Source organism: uncultured Alsobacter sp. (assembly GCF_945952055.1).
In the GTDB taxonomy this organism is placed as follows: domain Bacteria; phylum Pseudomonadota; class Alphaproteobacteria; order Rhizobiales; family Beijerinckiaceae; genus Alsobacter.
The window spans coordinates 47745-64788 of sequence record NZ_CAMFHB010000009.1 but is presented as its reverse complement, the minus strand read 5'-3'; the positions used below and the strand labels follow the sequence as shown (position 1 = coordinate 64788).

The 17044-nt window shown below is 68.4% G+C and carries 15 protein-coding genes; 7 read left to right on the top strand and 8 right to left on the bottom strand.

Annotated elements, in window-relative coordinates; translation table 11 throughout:
* Window positions 1-80 precede the first annotated feature (80 nt).
* Entirely contained in the window at window positions 81-2138 is a 2058-nt protein-coding gene (locus Q0Q47_RS09265; RefSeq protein WP_293857820.1) for a GMC family oxidoreductase, read from the bottom strand.
* The gene (locus Q0Q47_RS09260; protein WP_293857817.1) at window positions 2135-3322 is read right to left on the bottom strand and encodes an MFS transporter; all 1188 of its coding nucleotides are present in this window, start codon (window positions 3320-3322) and stop codon (window positions 2135-2137) included. Before Q0Q47_RS09260 ends, Q0Q47_RS09265 begins: the two co-directional genes overlap by 4 nt.
* Window positions 3323-3606: 284 nt before the next feature.
* Here Q0Q47_RS09260 and Q0Q47_RS09255 point away from each other — a divergent pair, with 284 nt between their 5' ends.
* The 7 genes from Q0Q47_RS09255 to Q0Q47_RS09225 all read left to right on the top strand — a co-directional run bounded on the left by Q0Q47_RS09255 (window position 3607) and on the right by Q0Q47_RS09225 (window position 10331).
* Window positions 3607-4935: an ABC transporter substrate-binding protein gene (locus Q0Q47_RS09255; protein ID WP_293857814.1), complete on the top strand. Its 1329-nt coding sequence runs from the start codon at window positions 3607-3609 to the stop codon at window positions 4933-4935.
* A 112-nt stretch (window positions 4936-5047) separates the two neighbouring features.
* Window positions 5048-5941, top strand: a complete 894-nt coding sequence (locus Q0Q47_RS09250) for a carbohydrate ABC transporter permease (RefSeq protein WP_293857811.1) — start codon at window positions 5048-5050, stop codon at window positions 5939-5941.
* Between the two features lie 11 nt (window positions 5942-5952).
* Window positions 5953-6816, top strand: coding sequence for a carbohydrate ABC transporter permease (locus Q0Q47_RS09245; RefSeq protein ID WP_293857808.1), 864 nt, complete (start codon window positions 5953-5955; stop codon window positions 6814-6816).
* Between the two features lie 62 nt (window positions 6817-6878).
* Complete coding sequence (locus Q0Q47_RS09240; RefSeq protein WP_293857805.1) at window positions 6879-7832, top strand: sugar phosphate isomerase/epimerase; 954 nt, start codon at window positions 6879-6881, stop codon at window positions 7830-7832.
* Between the two features lie 64 nt (window positions 7833-7896).
* A complete protein-coding gene (locus tag Q0Q47_RS09235; protein WP_293857802.1) occupies window positions 7897-9003 on the top strand; it encodes a lactonase family protein in 1107 nt (368 codons plus the stop codon).
* A 67-nt stretch (window positions 9004-9070) separates the two neighbouring features.
* Window positions 9071-9964 (top strand): LysR family transcriptional regulator, encoded by an 894-nt coding sequence (locus Q0Q47_RS09230; protein WP_293857799.1) that lies wholly within the window; start codon window positions 9071-9073, stop codon window positions 9962-9964.
* 40 nt (window positions 9965-10004) lie between these two features.
* The gene (locus tag Q0Q47_RS09225) at window positions 10005-10331 is read left to right on the top strand and encodes an NIPSNAP family protein (RefSeq protein WP_293857796.1); all 327 of its coding nucleotides are present in this window, start codon (window positions 10005-10007) and stop codon (window positions 10329-10331) included.
* A 28-nt stretch (window positions 10332-10359) separates the two neighbouring features.
* Here the strand turns inward: Q0Q47_RS09225 and Q0Q47_RS09220 are convergent, their stop codons facing one another.
* The 6 genes from Q0Q47_RS09220 to Q0Q47_RS09195 form a co-directional block, all read right to left on the bottom strand.
* Entirely contained in the window at window positions 10360-11928 is a 1569-nt protein-coding gene (locus Q0Q47_RS09220) for a GMC oxidoreductase (protein ID WP_293857793.1), read from the bottom strand.
* 148 nt (window positions 11929-12076) lie between these two features.
* Complete coding sequence (locus Q0Q47_RS09215; RefSeq protein ID WP_293857790.1) at window positions 12077-13237, bottom strand: Gfo/Idh/MocA family oxidoreductase; 1161 nt, start codon at window positions 13235-13237, stop codon at window positions 12077-12079.
* Between the two features lie 38 nt (window positions 13238-13275).
* Window positions 13276-14034, bottom strand: a complete 759-nt coding sequence (locus tag Q0Q47_RS09210) for a sugar phosphate isomerase/epimerase (protein WP_293857788.1) — start codon at window positions 14032-14034, stop codon at window positions 13276-13278.
* A gap of 16 nt (window positions 14035-14050) precedes the next feature.
* Window positions 14051-15160, bottom strand: a complete 1110-nt coding sequence (locus Q0Q47_RS09205; protein WP_293858110.1) for an ABC transporter ATP-binding protein — start codon at window positions 15158-15160, stop codon at window positions 14051-14053.
* Window positions 15161-15192: 32 nt separating this feature from the next.
* Window positions 15193-16080 carry a carbohydrate ABC transporter permease gene (locus Q0Q47_RS09200; protein ID WP_293857786.1) on the bottom strand — a complete coding sequence of 296 codons (888 nt, stop codon included), beginning with the start codon at window positions 16078-16080 and terminating at the stop codon, window positions 15193-15195.
* Window positions 16080-16931: a carbohydrate ABC transporter permease gene (locus tag Q0Q47_RS09195; RefSeq protein WP_293857783.1), complete on the bottom strand. Its 852-nt coding sequence runs from the start codon at window positions 16929-16931 to the stop codon at window positions 16080-16082. The genes Q0Q47_RS09200 and Q0Q47_RS09195 overlap by 1 nt, the downstream gene beginning before the upstream one ends.
* Between the last annotated feature and the right edge of the window lie 113 nt (window positions 16932-17044).

Genomic DNA, 17044 nt, shown 5'->3' with positions numbered 1-17044 from the left:
GACGGCCGAAGCGGCGACCGACGTCGAATGGCCGAGCCATGTTGCCGCAGGGCCATAGGCATTGATCCCAAGTCCGGGCCCTAGACGTGCCGCGTCACCTCCTCGGCGGTCCGGAACGCCAGCGCCATGATGGTCAGGACCGGGTTGAAGCCGCCGTTGGTCGGATGCAGCGACCCGTCGGCGACGAAGAGGTTGTCATGGCCCCAGACCCGCCCGAAGGCGTCGGTGACCGAGTTGGAGGGGTCCGTACCCATCCGGCAGGTGCCCGCCTGGTGCTGGCCGGGCGCAAGGACCGGCAGCAACGGCCCGCTCCAGACGCGGACGGCGCCGGAGGCCTCGAGCCACTCCGCCGCCCGGTCGCGGATGAAGGCGGCGGTGCGCATCGTCTCGGGATGGACCACGCCCTCGATGCGGGCGACGGGCAGGCCGAAGCGGTCGCGCAGCGACCGGTCGACGCCGACCCGCGAGGCGGCGGTCGTGATCTCCTGGACCGGACCGTAGAGCCGCGAGACCGTGGGATAGGCCGCCCGCATGGCGTCCTTGCCCGCCAGGCCCCACCACGGGCTGCCCGGCGGCATCGCCCGCTTCCAGAAGATGACCGGCAGCATGATGAAGTCGTCGGCGATCATCGAGCCGCCGATCACCCCAGGATTGCCATGGCTGAACTGCGTGGTCGCGGTGGTGACGCCCGGCCCGCGCGGATCGTAGACCGGCTCGGCGAACTGGCCGTAGACCATGGGCGAGTAGTGGCCCTGGTAGTTGCGGCCGACGAGATCGTGGCCGTTGCCGAGGCCATCGGGCGCCGTGCCGCAGGCCGAGTTCAGCATCAGGCGGGCCGTCTCGACGGCGCCGCCGCACAGCACCACCGCCTTGGCCCGCAGCGACCGTGGCGCGGCCTGCGGCTCATCGGCGCCGACGCAGGTGACCCCGGCGACCCGCCCCCTGCCGTCGACGTCGACGCGCGTGACCATGGTCCGCGTCGCCAGCGTGCAGTTCCCGGTGGCGATCGCGCGCACCAGCACCGTGTTCTGGGTGCCGTTCTTGGCGTCGCTCGGGCAACCGAAGCCCACGCAGGACCCGCATTCGGGGCAGGCCGGGCGCCCGTCCCGCGGCACGGTGTTGATGAGCAGCGGGGGAACGGTGGTCGACCAACCGAGCGCGTTCGCGCCGCGCGTCAGGAAGCGGCGGCTGGCATAGCCCGGCACCGGCGGCATGGGATGGGGGCGCCGTCGCGGCGACCAGTGGCCTTCGCCCGTTCCGGCGACCCCGACCTCGTATTCGGCGCGCTCGTAGTAGGGCTCGAGGTCGTCGTAGGCGATCGGCCAGTCGGCCAGGGAGGACCCTTCGGGCACCCCGTAGCGCGTCGCCATGCGGAAGTCGTCGGGCAGGAAGCGCCAGGCCTGCGCTCCATAGACCACGGTTCCGCTGCCGACGGCGGCGGCATTGTTGCCGTAGCCCGGTTCGTGGGGGCGCACGGGGATCTCCCGCCCGTCCGGGTGCACGAGGATCCGGGGCTCTCCGTCGATGTCCGGCCCCGCATTGTGCCCATAGACCGACAGCCGCTGGTTGCGCAGGTGGTCGCGCTCGAGCGAACTCAGGCCGATGTCGCGGCCGCGCTCCAGCACGAGAACCCGCTTGCCCGCCTCCGCCAGCACGCAGGCGACCACGCCGCCGCCGGCGCCCGCTCCCACCACGATCACGTCGAAGCTGTCGTCGTCCGGCGCGAGGCGGCTCGCGGGCAACGGACGCACGGGGCCGGTCGTGGCCGGCAGGCGCGGATCGTAGCCGACGAGGCCCCAGGAGGCCGCTCCGGCGTTTCCGCCGTTTCCCGGATCCGCGTAGAAGCCTTCGGCCACCCAGTCCGCCAGCAGGCGAAACCACGGCTGCTGCTCGTGGCGGGCGAGGAGAGCGTCGCGATCGGCCGCGGCCAGGGAGGCGAAGACGCCGTCGCCCGCGGTCGCTGCGAGGGCCCGCAGGCCTTCGGTCACCTGGGCCGCCGCCCCGGGGTCCTCGCGCAACCGGGTCGTCACATAGGCCCTGGTCCCCGCCGTCCTGGCGCCGGGACGGCCGTCGTCCTCCGGAACGATGCGGTCCACGACGGCATCGAGCAGGGCGTCGGAAAGGATGGCGTCACTCATCGCGCTGCGTCCGCTTGCGGTTGCGGGACCGACGCCCGCAGCGGCGTGCGGACGACCAGGAGGAGAACGAGGGCCAGCGTCGGCATGGCCGCGGCACACAGGAAAACGCCGCTGCCGAGGAGGTGGTAGAGCGGGCCCACCGCCAGCGTCGCCCCGGCGGTGATCAGGCCGAGCAGGGTCACGAAGGCGCTCTGCGCCGTGGCGCCACGCCGGTCGTGCACGTTGAACTGCATGAATTTCTGCAGCCCGAGGTGGCTGCCGCTGAAGGTCGCCGCGTGCGACATCTGCAGGAGCACGAGCATCGGCAGGCTCGGCGCGAAGGCCATCAGCGACCAGCGCACGACCGACGCCCCCGCCGCCAGCGACAGCAGGCCGAAGGGGCCCAGCACGGTGGAGACGCGCGGCCCGGCCCAGAACATGACGATCTCGGAGCTCGTCGCCAGGGCCCACATCAGGCCGATCGCCCGGTCCGAATACCCGATGCTCTTGAGGTAGATCGATCCGAAGATGTTGAAGGCCGTCTGGCTGGACAGCACGAGCGCGGTGACCACGAACACGGTGACCAGCAGGGGCTGGCGGGTGAGGCGGACGTCCTTCTCCTTCTCGGGAAGGGGCTGGAGCTGCGCCTCGGGCAGGGCGAACACCGCCACGACGGTGGCGAGGATCGCGGCGCAGAAGGCCATGTACACGGCGTCCGACCCACCGAAGGCGAGGATCTGGCCGCCCAGCAGGGCGGCCGAGGCATAGCCGAGCGATCCCCACAGCCGCATGCGCCCGAAGTTCGTGGCGCGGCCCTGGCGCACCAGGCTCACGGCGGCGGCATCGACGATCGGCCCGATGGCCTGGTACATCACCAGCGTGATGCTGAAGAGCACGATGATCGGCCAGAACGACGTCGCGGTCGACAGGATGAGCGCCGTCGCCAGCACCAGCACCGACAGGATGCGGATCACGGTGTTGCGGCGGCCGGAGCGGTCCGCGAAGCTTCCGATCGCGGGCGTCACGAAGAGGCGCAGCAGGAGCGGCGCGCTCATCACGAGCGAGATCTGCCACTCGCTCAGTCCGCGCACCTCGAGCCAGATCGGAAAGAACGGCTGGTTGAACCCGGAGACGGAGAGCAAGGCGAGATAGGCGCACCCGACGCGCACGATCCCCGAGCGGTCCGACTGGCCTCTGGAATCCACGTTTCCATCCCTGTCCGCGACCCGTCGGCCGCACCATCGCCGCAGCGGGCGGATCCGCCGCGACGGGTGAGTCTAGCGCCCGCTTCGATACCGATAACGTATCGCACGATACGGAATTTGCGCGGGAGCGCTGCTAGATTCCAGCCATTGATCGCTGCTCGGGCGGAGCGGCGGGCAGGGTCTCGGAGCCTCGGTCACGACGAGGGTCCGCCCTCATCCGCACAGCCTGCTTCCGGCAAGCGACGGCCACCAGAGCCGTACGGAAACGTCGAAGGAGGAAACCGATGATACGCGACAAGGGACTAAACCGGCGCGAAACCCTCGCGGCGGCCATGGGCGGGCTGTTCATGCTCACGGCCGACGAGGCGAGCGCGCAGGCCACGACCAACATGACGTTCTGGACGGTCCGGCTGAACACTCCGGAGCTTTCGGCCGCCCTGAAGGCGATCCTGGCCGACTTCGAGAAGGACAACCCGGGGATCAAGGTCAAGCACGAGCCGGTCTCGGGCAACCTCGTGTACCCGAAGTTCCTCACCGCCATCCGCGGCCAGTCGATGCCGGACGTGGCCGAGGCCTATTCCTACCATCCCCTGCAGTTCGCGGCCGTCGACCAGATGGAGCCGATGGACGACATCATCGACCTCTGGCAGAAGAACGGCCAGCTGGCGAACATCTTCAACGACTACGCCTACAAGAAATTCTTCTGGAAGGGGAAGTACTGGGGCGTCCCCTACAACCTCGACATCCGGCCGATCTACTATCGCAAGGACCTGCTCGAGGCGAAGGGCATCAAGCCGCCCAAGACCTGGGCCGAGTTCCAGGCCGCCTGCATCGCCTGCAACGACCCGGCGAGCGGCACCTTCGGCGCGGTGTTCCCGGCCGGCGACTTCCACATCGCGCAGCATTTCTACATGTCGTTCATGTTCCAGGCCGGCGGCAGCATCCTGGACAAGGACGGCAACCTGGTGTTCGGCACCACCGCCAAGGACGCCAACGTCAAGGCGCTGACCTTCCTCACGGACCTCGCCACGAAGCACAAGGTCACGCCGCCCGGCATCGCCTCCTACAACACGGACGACGCGCACACGATCTTCGTGCAGGGCCGCGCGGCCTTCGGTTTCGGCACGGGCGGCGTCATCAGCCGCATCATGAAGGAGAACCCGAGCCTGTTCGACAAGGTCGGGATCCTCGAGGTGCTCGAAGGACCCGCCGGCCCCTCGGGCAAGCTGACGGCCGCCTTCTACAATCCGATGTTCGTGTGGAACAAGAGCCCGGCCAAGGAGCAGGCCAAGACCTTCATCAAGTGGTTCATCCAGCCTGGACGGCTGGAGCGCCTCTATGAAGCGGCGCCCGGACAGCACTGGCCGATCTTCAAGTCGGACATCAACACGCCGCGCGTCCAGAACAACCGGCTACTCTCGGAAGCGCTCACCAAGGTGGTGCCGTACTCCACGGACTTCGCCTATCCCGGCTACGGTCGGCCGGAGATGGGTGTGATCGACGGCGAGAAGATGTTCGCCGGCCCGGTCAACCAGGTCGTCGTGGGCGCCAAGACCCCGGAAAAGGCGGTCATGGACGCGCACGAGGAGATGAAGAAACTCTTCACCTCCTGAGCGACACCGGGCGGGCCCGCCGCGGCCCGCCCTCCCCTTCCTCCGACCGCGCGCCGGCCTGGCACGGGCCGGCTGCGTTTCCTCGGGTCGCCCCTCACCGGGAGAGTGGTGGATGTATCTCCAGCGGCGAGCGCGCTTCGCCTACTTCCTCATCCTGCCCGCCGTCATCGTCATCGCGCTGCTCGACGTCTACCCGATCATCGAGGGGGTCATCGTCAGCCTGCAGAACCAGAACCAGATGCGGGCCAACCCGGAGGCCTTCGTCGGTCTCAAGCACTATTCCCGCGCGCTCTTCGACGAGCAGATCTTCTGGTACAGCCTCGGGCGATCCCTGGTCTGGACCGTCTTCGCCGTGGCGGGCGGCTATGTCGTGGCGCTCGCGCTGGCGCTCCTGCTCAACATGGAGATCTGGGGACGCGGCATCTTCCGCGCCCTGTTCCTCATTCCCTGGGTCATCCCCGACGTCTGCACGGCACTCCTGTGGAAGTGGCTCTACGGCGACGAGTTCGGCGTAATCAACTTCCTGCTCGTGAAGAGCGGGATCGTCTCCAAGCCCGTGCTGTGGCTCTCCGATCCCAACCTCGCGATGCCTGCCGTGATCTTCGTCCAGATCTGGAAGCTCTATCCGGTGATGTTCATCGTGCTCCTCGCCGCCCTGCAGAACGTGCCCAAGGAGCTGCACGAAGCGGCCACGATCGACGGCGCCAACGTCCGCCAGCGCTTCGTCTACATCACGATGCCGTTCCTCAAGAAGACCAGCGTCATCATCACGCTGCTCGGCTGCATCTGGACCTTCCAGGCCTTCGACATCATCTACCTGCTGACCGGCGGCGGGCCCGCCAACGCCACCAAGACGCTGCCCACGCTCATCTACGACAAGGCCTTCTGGGGCCTGGAAATGGGCTATGCGGCGGCCATCGCCATGCTGATGCTCGCCGGTCTCCTGGTGTTCAGCATCGCCTACCTTCTCGTCTACCGCACGAAGACCCAGGCGGAGGCCGTGTGATGGACGGATCCATGGCCACCCCGAAGCGGGACAACCCCACCATGAGCCGTCGGGCCGTGATCGTGCTCGTCGTGGTCTACGCCCTGCTCGCCGTCGCCGTGACGGTCATCCTGTTCCCCGTGTTCTGGATGGCGTCCTCGTCGCTGAAGCCGCAGTCCGAGCTCTTCGCGCGCAACATGACGATGCTGCCCGTGCGCTGGACGCTGGAGAACTTCAGGAACGTCTGGGAAGGCACCGCCTTCCCGACCTATTTCTGGAACAGCTTCAAGGTCTCGGCGCTGTCGACGGCCTGCTCCGTCATCATCTCGATGTACGCCGCCTACGCGATCGCGCGCATCAAGTTCGCGGGCAGCTACGCCTTCTCCCTGCTGCTGCTCATCACCCAGATGTTCCCGCACATCCTGCTGGTGATCCCGCTCTTCGTGATCATCCAGAAGCTCGGGCTGTTCAACACGCACACGGCGCTGGTGATCGCCTACACGTCGTTCTCGATCCCCTTCACGGTGTGGATGCTGCGCGGCTTCTTCGAGGCGATCCCGGCGGAGCTGGAGGAGGCCGCCGTGATCGACGGAGCCTCGATGATGGGCACCTTCCACCGCATCATCCTGCCCCTGGCGGGACCCGGTATCGCGGCGGTGACCATGTTCGGCTTCATCCGCGGCTGGAACGAGTTCCTCTTCGCGCTGGTGCTGCTGCAGAACCATGACCTGTTCACGCTGCCGATCGGGCTCGCGAGCTTCCAGGAGGAATACACCTTCCGCTGGGACCTGATCCTGGCGGGGGCCAGCATCATCACGCTGCCCGTCCTGTTCTTCTTCCTCGTCATGCAGCGCTTCATCGTCCAGGGGCTCCTGGGAGGCGCGGTCAAGGGCTGAGCGAACGGGGGGCCGGTCGCGGCTCCCCTCCACACATCACGTCGTACACAAGGAGCACGCACATGCGATTCGGCGCCTCGTCCTGGCCCTTCCAGTGGGACCCGCCCTACGAGACCTGCATCAAGCGGGTCGCGAGCCTCGGCTTCAAGGCCATCGAGCTCATCGCCTGGAACAAGGACTACCTGACGGACTACTACACCCCCGCGACCATCGCGAACCTCAAGGCGACGCTGGCGGGCGAGGGGATGAAGCTGTCGCAGTTCGTCTCGACGCCGCACGACCTGTCGAGCGCCGATCCGGCCAAGCGCGCCGCCGCGGTGGAGCACTGGAAAAGAACGGTGGAGGTCGGCGCCCAGCTCGGCTCGCCCATCATCAACATGGTGAGCTCGCACGCCTTCGCGATGCGCGACGCGCAGGAAATCCCGCGCATCACGACCAAGCCGCTCGTCCAGGTCTATGCCGCCAAGGTGCCGCGCGGCGTGGACTGGGACCAGAACTTCCGCGACTACGTCGATGCCCTGAAGCAGTGCGCCGCCGCCTGCGAGAGCGCCGGCGTCATGATGTCGATCGAGCCCCACCCGGCCCGCTACGTCGCCAACACCGACGGCGCGCTGCGCCTGCTGGAGCACATCGACTCCAAGGCCGTCGGCATCAACTTCGACCCGAGCCACACCTTCCCGGTGGGCGACTTCCCGAACATCTCGGTGTACCGCCTCGGCAAGAAGATCATCCACTGCCACGTGTCCGACAACGACGGCGTCACCAACGTCCACTGGCGCCCGGGCATGGGCAAGATCGACTGGACGGCAATGTTCCAGGCGCTGAAGGACGTCGGCTACGACGGCGTCATCTCCATCGAGCTCGAGGACGTACCCGGCGTGTCGCGCGGGCCCAACTCGACGGCGCCTGGCGTCTATCGCCACCCCACCGCGACGGACGAGTTCGTGGCCGAGACCGTGGCGGGCATGAACTACCTCAAGGGCATCTGCAAGGACCTCGGCATCCCCGTCGACTGACGGCACCGGCGGGGGCGGCTCGGCCGCCCCCTCATTCCATCACGCACGCGCCCGGAAGGACACCATGCAGCGCCAACTCGTCTATGTCGGCACCTACAGCGAGCCGATCCTCTTCGGCACCGGCCAGATCCTGCAGGGGCAGGGCAAGGGCATCTACTGCTTCGAGCAGAATCCCGGCACGGGCGACCTGAAGCCCGTCGGCATCACGGAAGGCGTCCGCAACTCGTCCTACCTCGCCTTCAATCCGGCGCGGACGCATCTCTACTGCGTCAACGAGTTCAAGGAATACGAGGGCCAGGCGAGCGGCGCCGTGAGCGCGTTCCGGATCGACCGCGAGAGCGGCGCGCTCACCTATCTCAACACGCGGGCCAGCCGCGGCACGGATCCCTGCCACCTCGTCGTCGACGCGACCGGCCGCAACGTGCTCATCGCCAATTTCGCCAGCGGCAGCGTCTGCGTGCTGCCGATCCAGGCGGACGGTTCGCTGGGCGAAGCGTGCGATTTCAAGCAGCACCAGGGGTCGAGCATCGATCCCCGCCGGCAGGCGGGCCCCCACGCCCACGCGGTCACCCTGGACCGTGCCAACCGGTTCCTGTTCGTGCCGGACCTCGGCATGGACAAGGTGATCATCTATGCTTTCGACCCGACGACGGGAACGCTGACGCCCAATCCCGACCAGCCCTGGATCGCCATGGCGCCCGGTGCGGGGCCTCGGCAGATCGTGATGCATCCCAGCGACCGCTTCGCCTTCCTCATCAACGAGCTGAACTCGACGATGACGTCATACCGCTACGACGGGTCCAAGGGCACGCTCACCGAGGTCAACACGCTGCCGACCCTGCCCGCGGGCTTCTCCGGACACAGCACCTGCGCCGAGGTGCAGATCGCGCCATCCGGCCGCTTCCTCTACGGCTCGAACCGCGGGCACGACAGCATCGCGATCTTCTCGGTCGACCAGGACACGGGCCGCATCGCCGTGGTGGGCCACGAGAGCACGCGGGGCAGGATCCCGCGCAACTTCGAGATCAGCCCGGACGGCAAGTGGCTGGCGGCGGCGAACCAGGACACCAACAACGTCGTGATGTTCCGGATCGACCCGGCCAGCGGCCTGCTGACGGCGACCGGCGACGTGGTGGAGGCGGGCACGCCGATCTGCGTCCGCTTCATGTAGGCCCAGAGCCTGCCGGGGTGGCTGACCGCCACAAAGCCGTGCTTGTCTGCATGGCGGAGGAGAGGCCATGGAGTTCGCGCAGCTGCGCACGTTCGTCACGTTGGCGAGCACGCGGCATTTCGGTCTGGCGGCCGAGCGCCTGCGCATCGCCCAGCCGCATGTCAGCCGCCGGATCAAGCAGCTCGAGGAGGACCTCAACGTGGTCCTCTTCCATCGCGACCGGAAGAACGTGCGGCTGACGCTGGCGGGCGAGGCGTTCCTGCCCGAGGCCATGCGCCTCCTCAAGCTCTCCGACGTCGCCCGGCGGCGGGCGCAGGCCGGGGCGCAGGGCCGGGCCGGCCGGCTCAGCGTCGGCGTGGTCAGCGCGTCCCTGCTCGGCCCGCTGCCCACCATCCTGGCCGAATTCCACCGCCGCTTCCCCGAGATCTCGCTGCACTTCGTGGACAACGTCACGCCGTCCACCGCGCTCATGCAGTCGCTGGGCGAGGGCACCACCGACGTGGTGTTCGCGCATCCGCCCGTGCGGCTGGGCGGCGAGTTCGAGCGCATCACCATCGTGCGCGACCCGCTGGTGGCGGTGCTGCCCCCGGCCCATCCGCTCGCCGAGCGGACGTCCATCCGGCTCCTCGAGATCGCCGACGATCCCTGGATCATGTTTCCGCGCGAGCCCAACGACAAGGCGATCTACGACCGCATCATCGCGCTCTGCCATCGGGCCGGCTTCACGCCGAGGATCGTGCACGAGGCGAGCAACACGCTGACGAGGCTCGGTCTCGTCTCGGCCGGCTTCGGGGTCCACGTCGTGCATCGGGCCTGGGATACGATCCCCTTCCCCGGGGTCAGCTACGTCCCCGTGACGCCGACCGACGTCGTCGAGATCACCTGCCTCTGGCGCAAGGGCGACGCGAACCCCCTGCTGGCGAATCTTCTGAAGATCGTGTCCGAATTCGCCGTGGCCTGACGGCCGCGGGCTCCTCCCCACCCGAACGCCGAGTGAGATCATGATCTACGAAATGCGCACCTATCGCTGCCTGCCGGGCCGCCTGCCCGCCCTGCTCAAGCGGTTCCAGGACAACACGCTGCGGATCTGGGAGCGCCACGGGATCCGGCAGGCCGGCTTCTGGACCTACGCGGTCGGGCCCTCCAACAACGAGCTCGTCTACCTGGTCGCCTGGGAGTCGATGGCCGAGCGCGAAACGAAGTGGGCCGCCTTCCAGGCCGACCCCGAATGGATCGCCGCCCGCACCGCCTCCGAGGCGGACGGCCCCATCCTCGAGAACATCGTCAACGCCTTCCTGCAGCCGACCGCGTTCTCGTCGGTGAAGTAGGGCGAGGTCGCTCGGATCGGCCGAGCCCTCACCGGGCCGCGATCGCGCGGGCTCCCAGGATCGACAGCGCCACGGCGGTCAACGTCGGGTTGCCGGCTGTCATCGTCGGGATCACCCCGTTGCCGGCCACGTGGACGTTGTCCAGCCCCCAGACCCGGCTCTGCGTGTCGCACACGCTGGTGCCGTCGTCCCGCTCGCCCATCCGCAGCGTGCCCTGGTAGTGGAGCGACGAGCCGTTGGGCGGCGTGCGGGGCTGGTGGCCCGGCAGGGGGCGACCGATGGTGTTGCAGATCGCCAGCTGCGTCTCGCGGGCGAGTTGCATGCGCTGAAGGTCGGCCTCGCTCATCCGGAAGTGCGTGCGCATCTTCGGCCGGCCCAGCCAGTCGGTCTCGGTCTCGCTGAACTCGACGCGATTGTCCCACTGCAGGTCGGAGGGCAGGAAGAAGGAGCACGTCACCACGGCGTTGTCGCCCACGGCCTCGGCGTCCTCGGGCAGCAGCGATGTCGGCTCCACCTGGCTCATCTGCACGTGGAAGGGGAATTTTTCGCCGTCGTAGGGGACCCACATGACGCCGCTCGTCATGCGCGCGGTGACGGTGCGATCGCCCAGCACGCCTCCACCGAAGAAGCCCTGTCCGACAGGCTCGCCCGCCGGCACGCCCGTGAGCTCGGCCAGGATGCCGACCTGCGGGTGCTCGTTGAGGTGCCGGCCGAGGGCCTTCGGCCGGATGCCCGAGGCAAAGAGCAACTGGGGGGTGTGGAGCGAGTCGGCCGCGACGACGACGGTGCCCGCCTTCACGCGCGTGACCTCGCCGGTGACGGTGCTCTTGAGCTCGGCGCCGTCCGCCCGTCCGTCACCCATGATCAGGCGCATGCAGACGGTGTCGGGCCGAAGCTCGAAGGGCTTTGCGCCGTCGGTCAGCAGATCGCCGAGGATCACGTTGGAGCCCGAGCGGTAGACGCCCTCCGGGGTCACGGTGATGGCCATCGGCATCGGCTGGACCTGCCGGTCGGGCGCCCGGCCCGCGTCGAACAGCCTGCTCAGGGCCGCGCGCAGCGGACCGGCGATGTGGGAGGCGCCGAACTGCGTCTTGGAGACGCGCAACAGGGCCTCGGCGCCGGTCAGCACCTCGTCCATCAACGCGCGCGGGATGAACGGGATCCGCTCGGCCTCGGCCGGCCGCGGGCAGGCCCCGAACCAGTGGGACGCCATGCCGCCGACGTTCAGGCTCGCGTGGGCCGCCGGAAAGCCATCGCCGTCGATCGTGCCGTTGCCGACCACGAACAGGCCGGGCCGGCGCAGCATCGACGTGTCGTGGGCGCCGGCGCGCCGCGCCAGGACCTCCTCCGTCGACATCGGGGCATAGGCCGTGTTCCGGTTGGGTCCCTGCGAGGCGATCTGCGCCGCTTCGCGCAGCTTGTCGTCGCGGATGTTGGCGACGTGCAAGCCGGGCGGATCGGTGATGATGGGCCCGGCGTCGATCATCAGGATCTTCGCCTTCGGCCTCATGTCGTTGATGACGCGCGCATAGGTGGCGCCGGTCGGTCCGCTGCCGACGATCAGGACGTCGACCTCTTCGCTGTACGTCGTGGGCATGTCGGTGGCTCCTCCGAGCGAGGGTGATACGAGGCAAGCCCCTCCCGTCGGCGCCGCGATCACGCGGCGCCCGGCACGGGGCCTTTCCATCCCGGGATTGGTCAGGCGGACCTCGGCCCGCCTGCCTAGTGGCCGCGGCGCGGGCGCGTCAGCGCCAGCCGCCCTCCCACAGCAGGGCGGCTTCGCTCTCCGGCAGCGACGCCGGACGGTCGATCTTCGACTGGAGCGCGATCCGGCCGCCGTCGCGGCCGCTGCGGATCACGGACTGCATGGCTTCCAGCGAATGGCTGCCCATGGCGCCGGACGCGCGATGCGGCGTTCCGCGGGTGACCGAGGCCGCGAGCTCGGCGATGCCGAGGCAGCGGTAGTTGGCCTGGCTCGGCTGGCCGGCCGGCCACATCGCCGCACGGTAGTTCGGCCGGCCGAAGGCGCGGTCGCTGGCATCCACGGTGATCCACTCGTCGCGGCCCTTGGAGTACTGCAGCGAGCCTCCGAAGAAGTTGGGATCCGGCACGCGCAGCGTGCCCTCGGTGCCGTAGAGCTCGATCGCCGGGTGGCCGTGCTTCCACACGTCCCACGACATGAACACGTTCACGTCGGCACCGCTGGCGAAGTGCAGCATGCCCATGATGGTGGTCGGCGTTTCGACCGGGATGTGCTGGCCCTTCAGCGGGCCCTCGGCCGTGACGTGCCGGGTGGGGAAGGCGGTCGAGGTGACGCCCACCACGCTCTCGACCGGGCCGAGGAGGTTGATGAGGGCGTTCATGTAGTACGGGCCCACGTCGAGCAGAGGGCCGCCGCCATGCACGTAGAAGGCGCGCGGGTCGGGATGCCAGTGCTCCATGCCGTGCGACATGAGGTTGCACGAGCCGGCGATCACCTTGCCGATGATGCCCTGGTCGATGAGCTCGCGGGCGAGCCGGCCACCGGCCCCCAGGAAGGTGTCGGGCGCCACGCCGATCGCCAGCCCGCGCGAGCGGGCCTCGTCGACGAGGCGCTTGCCGTGCTCGACCTCGACGCACAGCGGCTTCTCGCCGAACACGTGCTTGCCGGCCTGCAGGGCGGCGAGGCTCACGTCGTAGTGCACCAGCGGCGGCGTGATGTTCAGGATGATGTCGACGTCGTCGCGCTTCAGCATCTCGGCCGGCGTGACGGCATCGATCCCGTGTTCCTTGGCCTTGGCCTCGGACCGCTCGGGAATGATGTCCGTGCAGGCCACGGCCTTGATGCCGGCGAAGGACGGCATGTTTTCGAGATAGATGCCGGAAATAACTCCGCATCCGACGATGCCGACGCCCAGGTCTGCCATGACGGTGGTATCCTCTGTCTCTTCGAATTGCGGCCTGGTCAGCCCCAGTGCGCCACGGTCTCGCGGGCGCGCCGGGCGAACCGGGCCATGTCGTTCGGCTTGTCGTGCTCGGCCACCAGGACCACCGGACCGACGCCGTCCATCGCCTTGACGATCGCGGGCCAGTCCATCGTTCCGTGGCCGGGATCGGCCCAGCCGTCCTCGTCGGCGCATTCGCCGGCGGGTGCGAGATCCTTCACGTGGCAGGCCACCAGGCGGTTGCCATGCCTGGCGATCTCGGCGAGCGGATCGCCGCCTCCGCGAATGGTCCAGGCGAAATCCCCTTCCCACAGGAGGTCGGGCGCGGCTGCGAAGATGAGGTCGATGAAGCGCCGGCCGTCCGGCGCCTTGCCGTATTCCCAGTGGTGGTTGTGATAGCCGAAGCGAATGCCCTCGGCGGTCGCGATCTTGCCGATGGCCGCGAGCTCCTGGCCGAAGGCCGTCCAGCCGGCGGCATCCTTGTCGCGCTCGCCCTGCGGCGGCGCCGGCACGAAGGCCGTCGCGATGCCGAGGTCGCGGCAGATGCGGGCCGTGCCGGCGGCGTCGCTGCGCCACAGGTCCATGCCGACATGGGCCGTCGGCGCGGCCATGCCGTATGTCTGCAGGAGCGCCTTCAGCCCCGCCACGTCGGCGAACAGGCCGCCGAACGGCTCGACATGGCGGTAGCCCAGCGACTGGAGCAGCTTGAACTGGTCCTCGAGCGAGGCCATGAACCGGCCGGAATAGAGCTGGATCGACAGGGTGTCTGCGCGTGACATCGGATTGTCCTGGGGATTACAGGCGGCGGCCGTCGGGGCCTTCCTCGAACAGCGACAGCGTGCCCACGGGGAAGGAAACCGGCAGCGTGTCGCCGGGCGCGATGGACGGGCCGCTGTCGACCCGCACGGAGAAGCTGGCGCCCGATGGCGTGCGGCACCAGACGAGCGTGTCGGCACCCATCGGCTCGGCCATTTCGACCTGGGCGTTGAAGGCGTTGGGGCCCGCTTCGGCGCCGGACAGCACGTGCTCGGGACGGATCCCGAGAACGGCCGCGCCGGTGAGCCCCGGCGACTTGAACGGATAGCCCTGGATCGGGATCGACAGGTCGCCCAGGGAGAAGGTGGCGCCCGTGGCGCCGCGCTCGACCCGGCCCGGCATGAAGTTCATCGCCGGCGAGCCGACGAAGGATGCCACGAAGCGGTTGACCGGCTCGCGGTAGATCTTCTGCGGCGTGTCGAGCTGCTGGATGACCCGGTCCTTCATCACCGCGATGCGGTCGGCCAGCGTCAGCGCCTCGATCTGGTCGTGGGTGACGTAGATCATCGTCGCCCGGAGGCGCTGGTGCAGGCGCTTGATCTCGACGCGCAGCTCGGCGCGCAGCTGGGCGTCGAGGTTGGAAAGCGGCTCGTCGAACAGATAGACGCCGGCATCGCGCACCAGCGCACGGCCGATGGCGACACGCTGGCGCTGGCCGCCGGAAAGCTGCGAGGGCTTGCGATCCAGGAGCTCCGTGATCTTGAGCATCGTCGCCGCATCGGCGACGCGCTTCTGGATCTCGTTGGCCGGCATGCCGGCGACCCGCAGCCCGAACGACATGTTCTCGCGGACGCTCATGCGGGGGTAGAGCGCGTAGGACTGGAACACCATGGCGATGCCGCGGTCCTTGGGCTCCTCCCAGGTCACGTTGCGTCCGCCGATCCAGATCTGCCCGGCATTGACGTCGAGCAGGCCCGAGATGGCGTTGAGCAGCGTGGACTTGCCGCAGCCGGACGGGCCCAGCAGCACGATGAACTCGGACTGGGCGATGTCGAGCGACAGCTTTTCCAGCACCACGTGGCGCCCGAAGCTGATCTCGACGTCCTTCACGGACACGTCGCACCGCTTGTCGGTGGCGGCGTGGCTCATGGCCTGCGAGGAGGCCTGGGTCATGGCTGCGCTCATCCCTTCACGGCTCCGGCGGCAATGCCCCGGACGAACCAGCGACCGGAGGCGAAGTAGACGACGAGGGGCACGAGCGCGGTGAGCAGCGTGGCGGCCATGTCCACGTTGTAGGTGCGCTCGCCCTGGGTGGAATTGACGATGTTGTTGAGCTGCACGGTCATGGGCAGGTTCTCGCGGCCGGCGAAGACGAGCCCGAGGATGAAGTCGTTCCAGATGCCCGTGACCTGCAGGATGACGGCGACGATCAGCATCGGCGTGGCCATGGGCAGCATGACCGACCAGAAGATCCGGAAGAAGCCCGCGCCGTCGACACGCGCCGCCTTGAAGAGCTCGATCGGCAGCGAGGCGAAGTAGTTGCGGAACAGGAGCGTCATCGTCGGCAGGCCGAAGATCGTGTGGATGATGACGATCGCCGGCAGGGAGTTGCTGATGCCCGCCGAGGCGAAGATGCGCACCAGCGGATAGATGAAGATCTGATACGGCACGAAGGCCACGGTCATCAGCGCGCCGAACAGGATGCCGGCCACAGGCACCCGCCAGAACGACAGGGCGTAGCCGGTGAGCGACCCCACTGCGATCGAGACGATCACCGAGGGCACGAGGATCTTCACCGAGTTGAAGAAGCCGACGCTGATGCCGTTGCAGGTGAGGCCCGTGCAGGCCGACGACCAGGCCTTGACCCACGCCTCGATGCTGGGTGCGGAGGGGAGCGCCAGGAGATTGCCGAGCCGGATCTCCGGCATGGTCTTCAGCGACGTGACGATCATCACGTAGAGCGGCACCAGGAAGAACAGGGCCGAGATGAAGAGGAAGGCGTAGAGCCCGATGCGTGCCGGCGTGAGCGGGCGCGGGCGCGGGCCGGTGGGTTCGACCATGGCGACCATCAGTGCGCTCCCGCAGCAGCCCGTCGGCGGCTCTGCCAATAGAGGAAGGGTCCGACGACGGCGGCGACGGTGATCAGCATCGACGTCGCGGCCGCGGTGGCCAACCCGATGTTCTGGCGCTCGAACAGGTGGTCCATGACGAACTTCGCCGGCACCTCGGAGGCGATGCCCGGCCCACCGTTGGTCATGGCGACGGAGAGGTCGTACAGGCGCACGACGCTGGTGGCCATGAGCACGCTGGCGGTCGCGAAGCTCGCGCCCATCATCGGGACCACGATCGACACGTAGACGCGCCAGGTGGGCAGGCCGTCGACGCGGGCGGCCTTCCAGATGTCCTCGTCGATACCGCGCAGGCCGGCGAGCATGATGGCCATCACCAGCCCGGCCGCGTGCCAGACGGCCGCGAAGACGAGGCAGTAGATCACCATGTCCTGACGGACGATCCAGTCGAACTTGAAGTCGGCGAACCCTAAGTTCTTGCCGATGCGCTCGATGCCGAAGGTGGGGTTCAACACCCACTGCCAGACGAGGCCGGTGACCACGAAGGACATCGAGAAGGGGTAGAGGAAGATCGAGCGCAGCAGGTTCTCGGCGCGCACCCGCTGGTCGATGGCGACCGCGAGCAGGAAGCCGAGCGCGAGGCTCGCGATCATGAACATCGTGCCGAAGATCACGAGGTTGGAGACCGAGACGGTCCAGCGCTCGTTGGCGAAGAGCGCCTCGTATTGCCGCAGGCCGACGAAATTGGAGCTCGGCAGCATCCGCGATGCCGTCATCGAGATCCAGATCGTCCAGGTGGTGCAGCCGATATAGACGACGACCAGGACGGCCAGCGCGGGGGACAGTGCCACCCAGGCCGCCAGTCGCGAGGCAAGGCGAGGCCGTATCGCGAGCATCGGACGGATCCACGCGCGAGGGAAACGACGGCGGCGGAACGCACGGCCCGCGCGCGAACGCGCGGGCC

Excerpts from the sequence above, each read along its gene's own strand:
- Q0Q47_RS09235 (WP_293857802.1), top strand. The coding sequence starts at position 7,897 with ATGCAGCGCCAACTCGTCTATGTCGGCACCTACAGCGAGCCGATCCTC.
- Q0Q47_RS09245 (WP_293857808.1), top strand. The coding sequence starts at position 5,953 with ATGGCCACCCCGAAGCGGGACAACCCCACCATGAGCCGTCGGGCCGTG.
- Q0Q47_RS09215 (WP_293857790.1), bottom strand. The coding sequence starts at position 13,237 with ATGGCAGACCTGGGCGTCGGCATCGTCGGATGCGGAGTTATTTCCGGC.
- Q0Q47_RS09230 (WP_293857799.1), top strand. The coding sequence starts at position 9,071 with ATGGAGTTCGCGCAGCTGCGCACGTTCGTCACGTTGGCGAGCACGCGG.
- Q0Q47_RS09205 (WP_293858110.1), bottom strand. The coding sequence starts at position 15,160 with ATGAGCCACGCCGCCACCGACAAGCGGTGCGACGTGTCCGTGAAGGAC.
- Q0Q47_RS09255 (WP_293857814.1), top strand. The coding sequence starts at position 3,607 with ATGATACGCGACAAGGGACTAAACCGGCGCGAAACCCTCGCGGCGGCC.
- Q0Q47_RS09200 (WP_293857786.1), bottom strand. The coding sequence starts at position 16,080 with ATGGTCGCCATGGTCGAACCCACCGGCCCGCGCCCGCGCCCGCTCACG.
- Q0Q47_RS09250 (WP_293857811.1), top strand. The coding sequence starts at position 5,048 with ATGTATCTCCAGCGGCGAGCGCGCTTCGCCTACTTCCTCATCCTGCCC.
- Q0Q47_RS09225 (WP_293857796.1), top strand. The coding sequence starts at position 10,005 with ATGATCTACGAAATGCGCACCTATCGCTGCCTGCCGGGCCGCCTGCCC.
- Q0Q47_RS09210 (WP_293857788.1), bottom strand. The coding sequence starts at position 14,034 with ATGTCACGCGCAGACACCCTGTCGATCCAGCTCTATTCCGGCCGGTTC.
- Q0Q47_RS09265 (WP_293857820.1), bottom strand. The coding sequence starts at position 2,138 with ATGAGTGACGCCATCCTTTCCGACGCCCTGCTCGATGCCGTCGTGGAC.
- Q0Q47_RS09220 (WP_293857793.1), bottom strand. The coding sequence starts at position 11,928 with ATGCCCACGACGTACAGCGAAGAGGTCGACGTCCTGATCGTCGGCAGC.
- Q0Q47_RS09240 (WP_293857805.1), top strand. The coding sequence starts at position 6,879 with ATGCGATTCGGCGCCTCGTCCTGGCCCTTCCAGTGGGACCCGCCCTAC.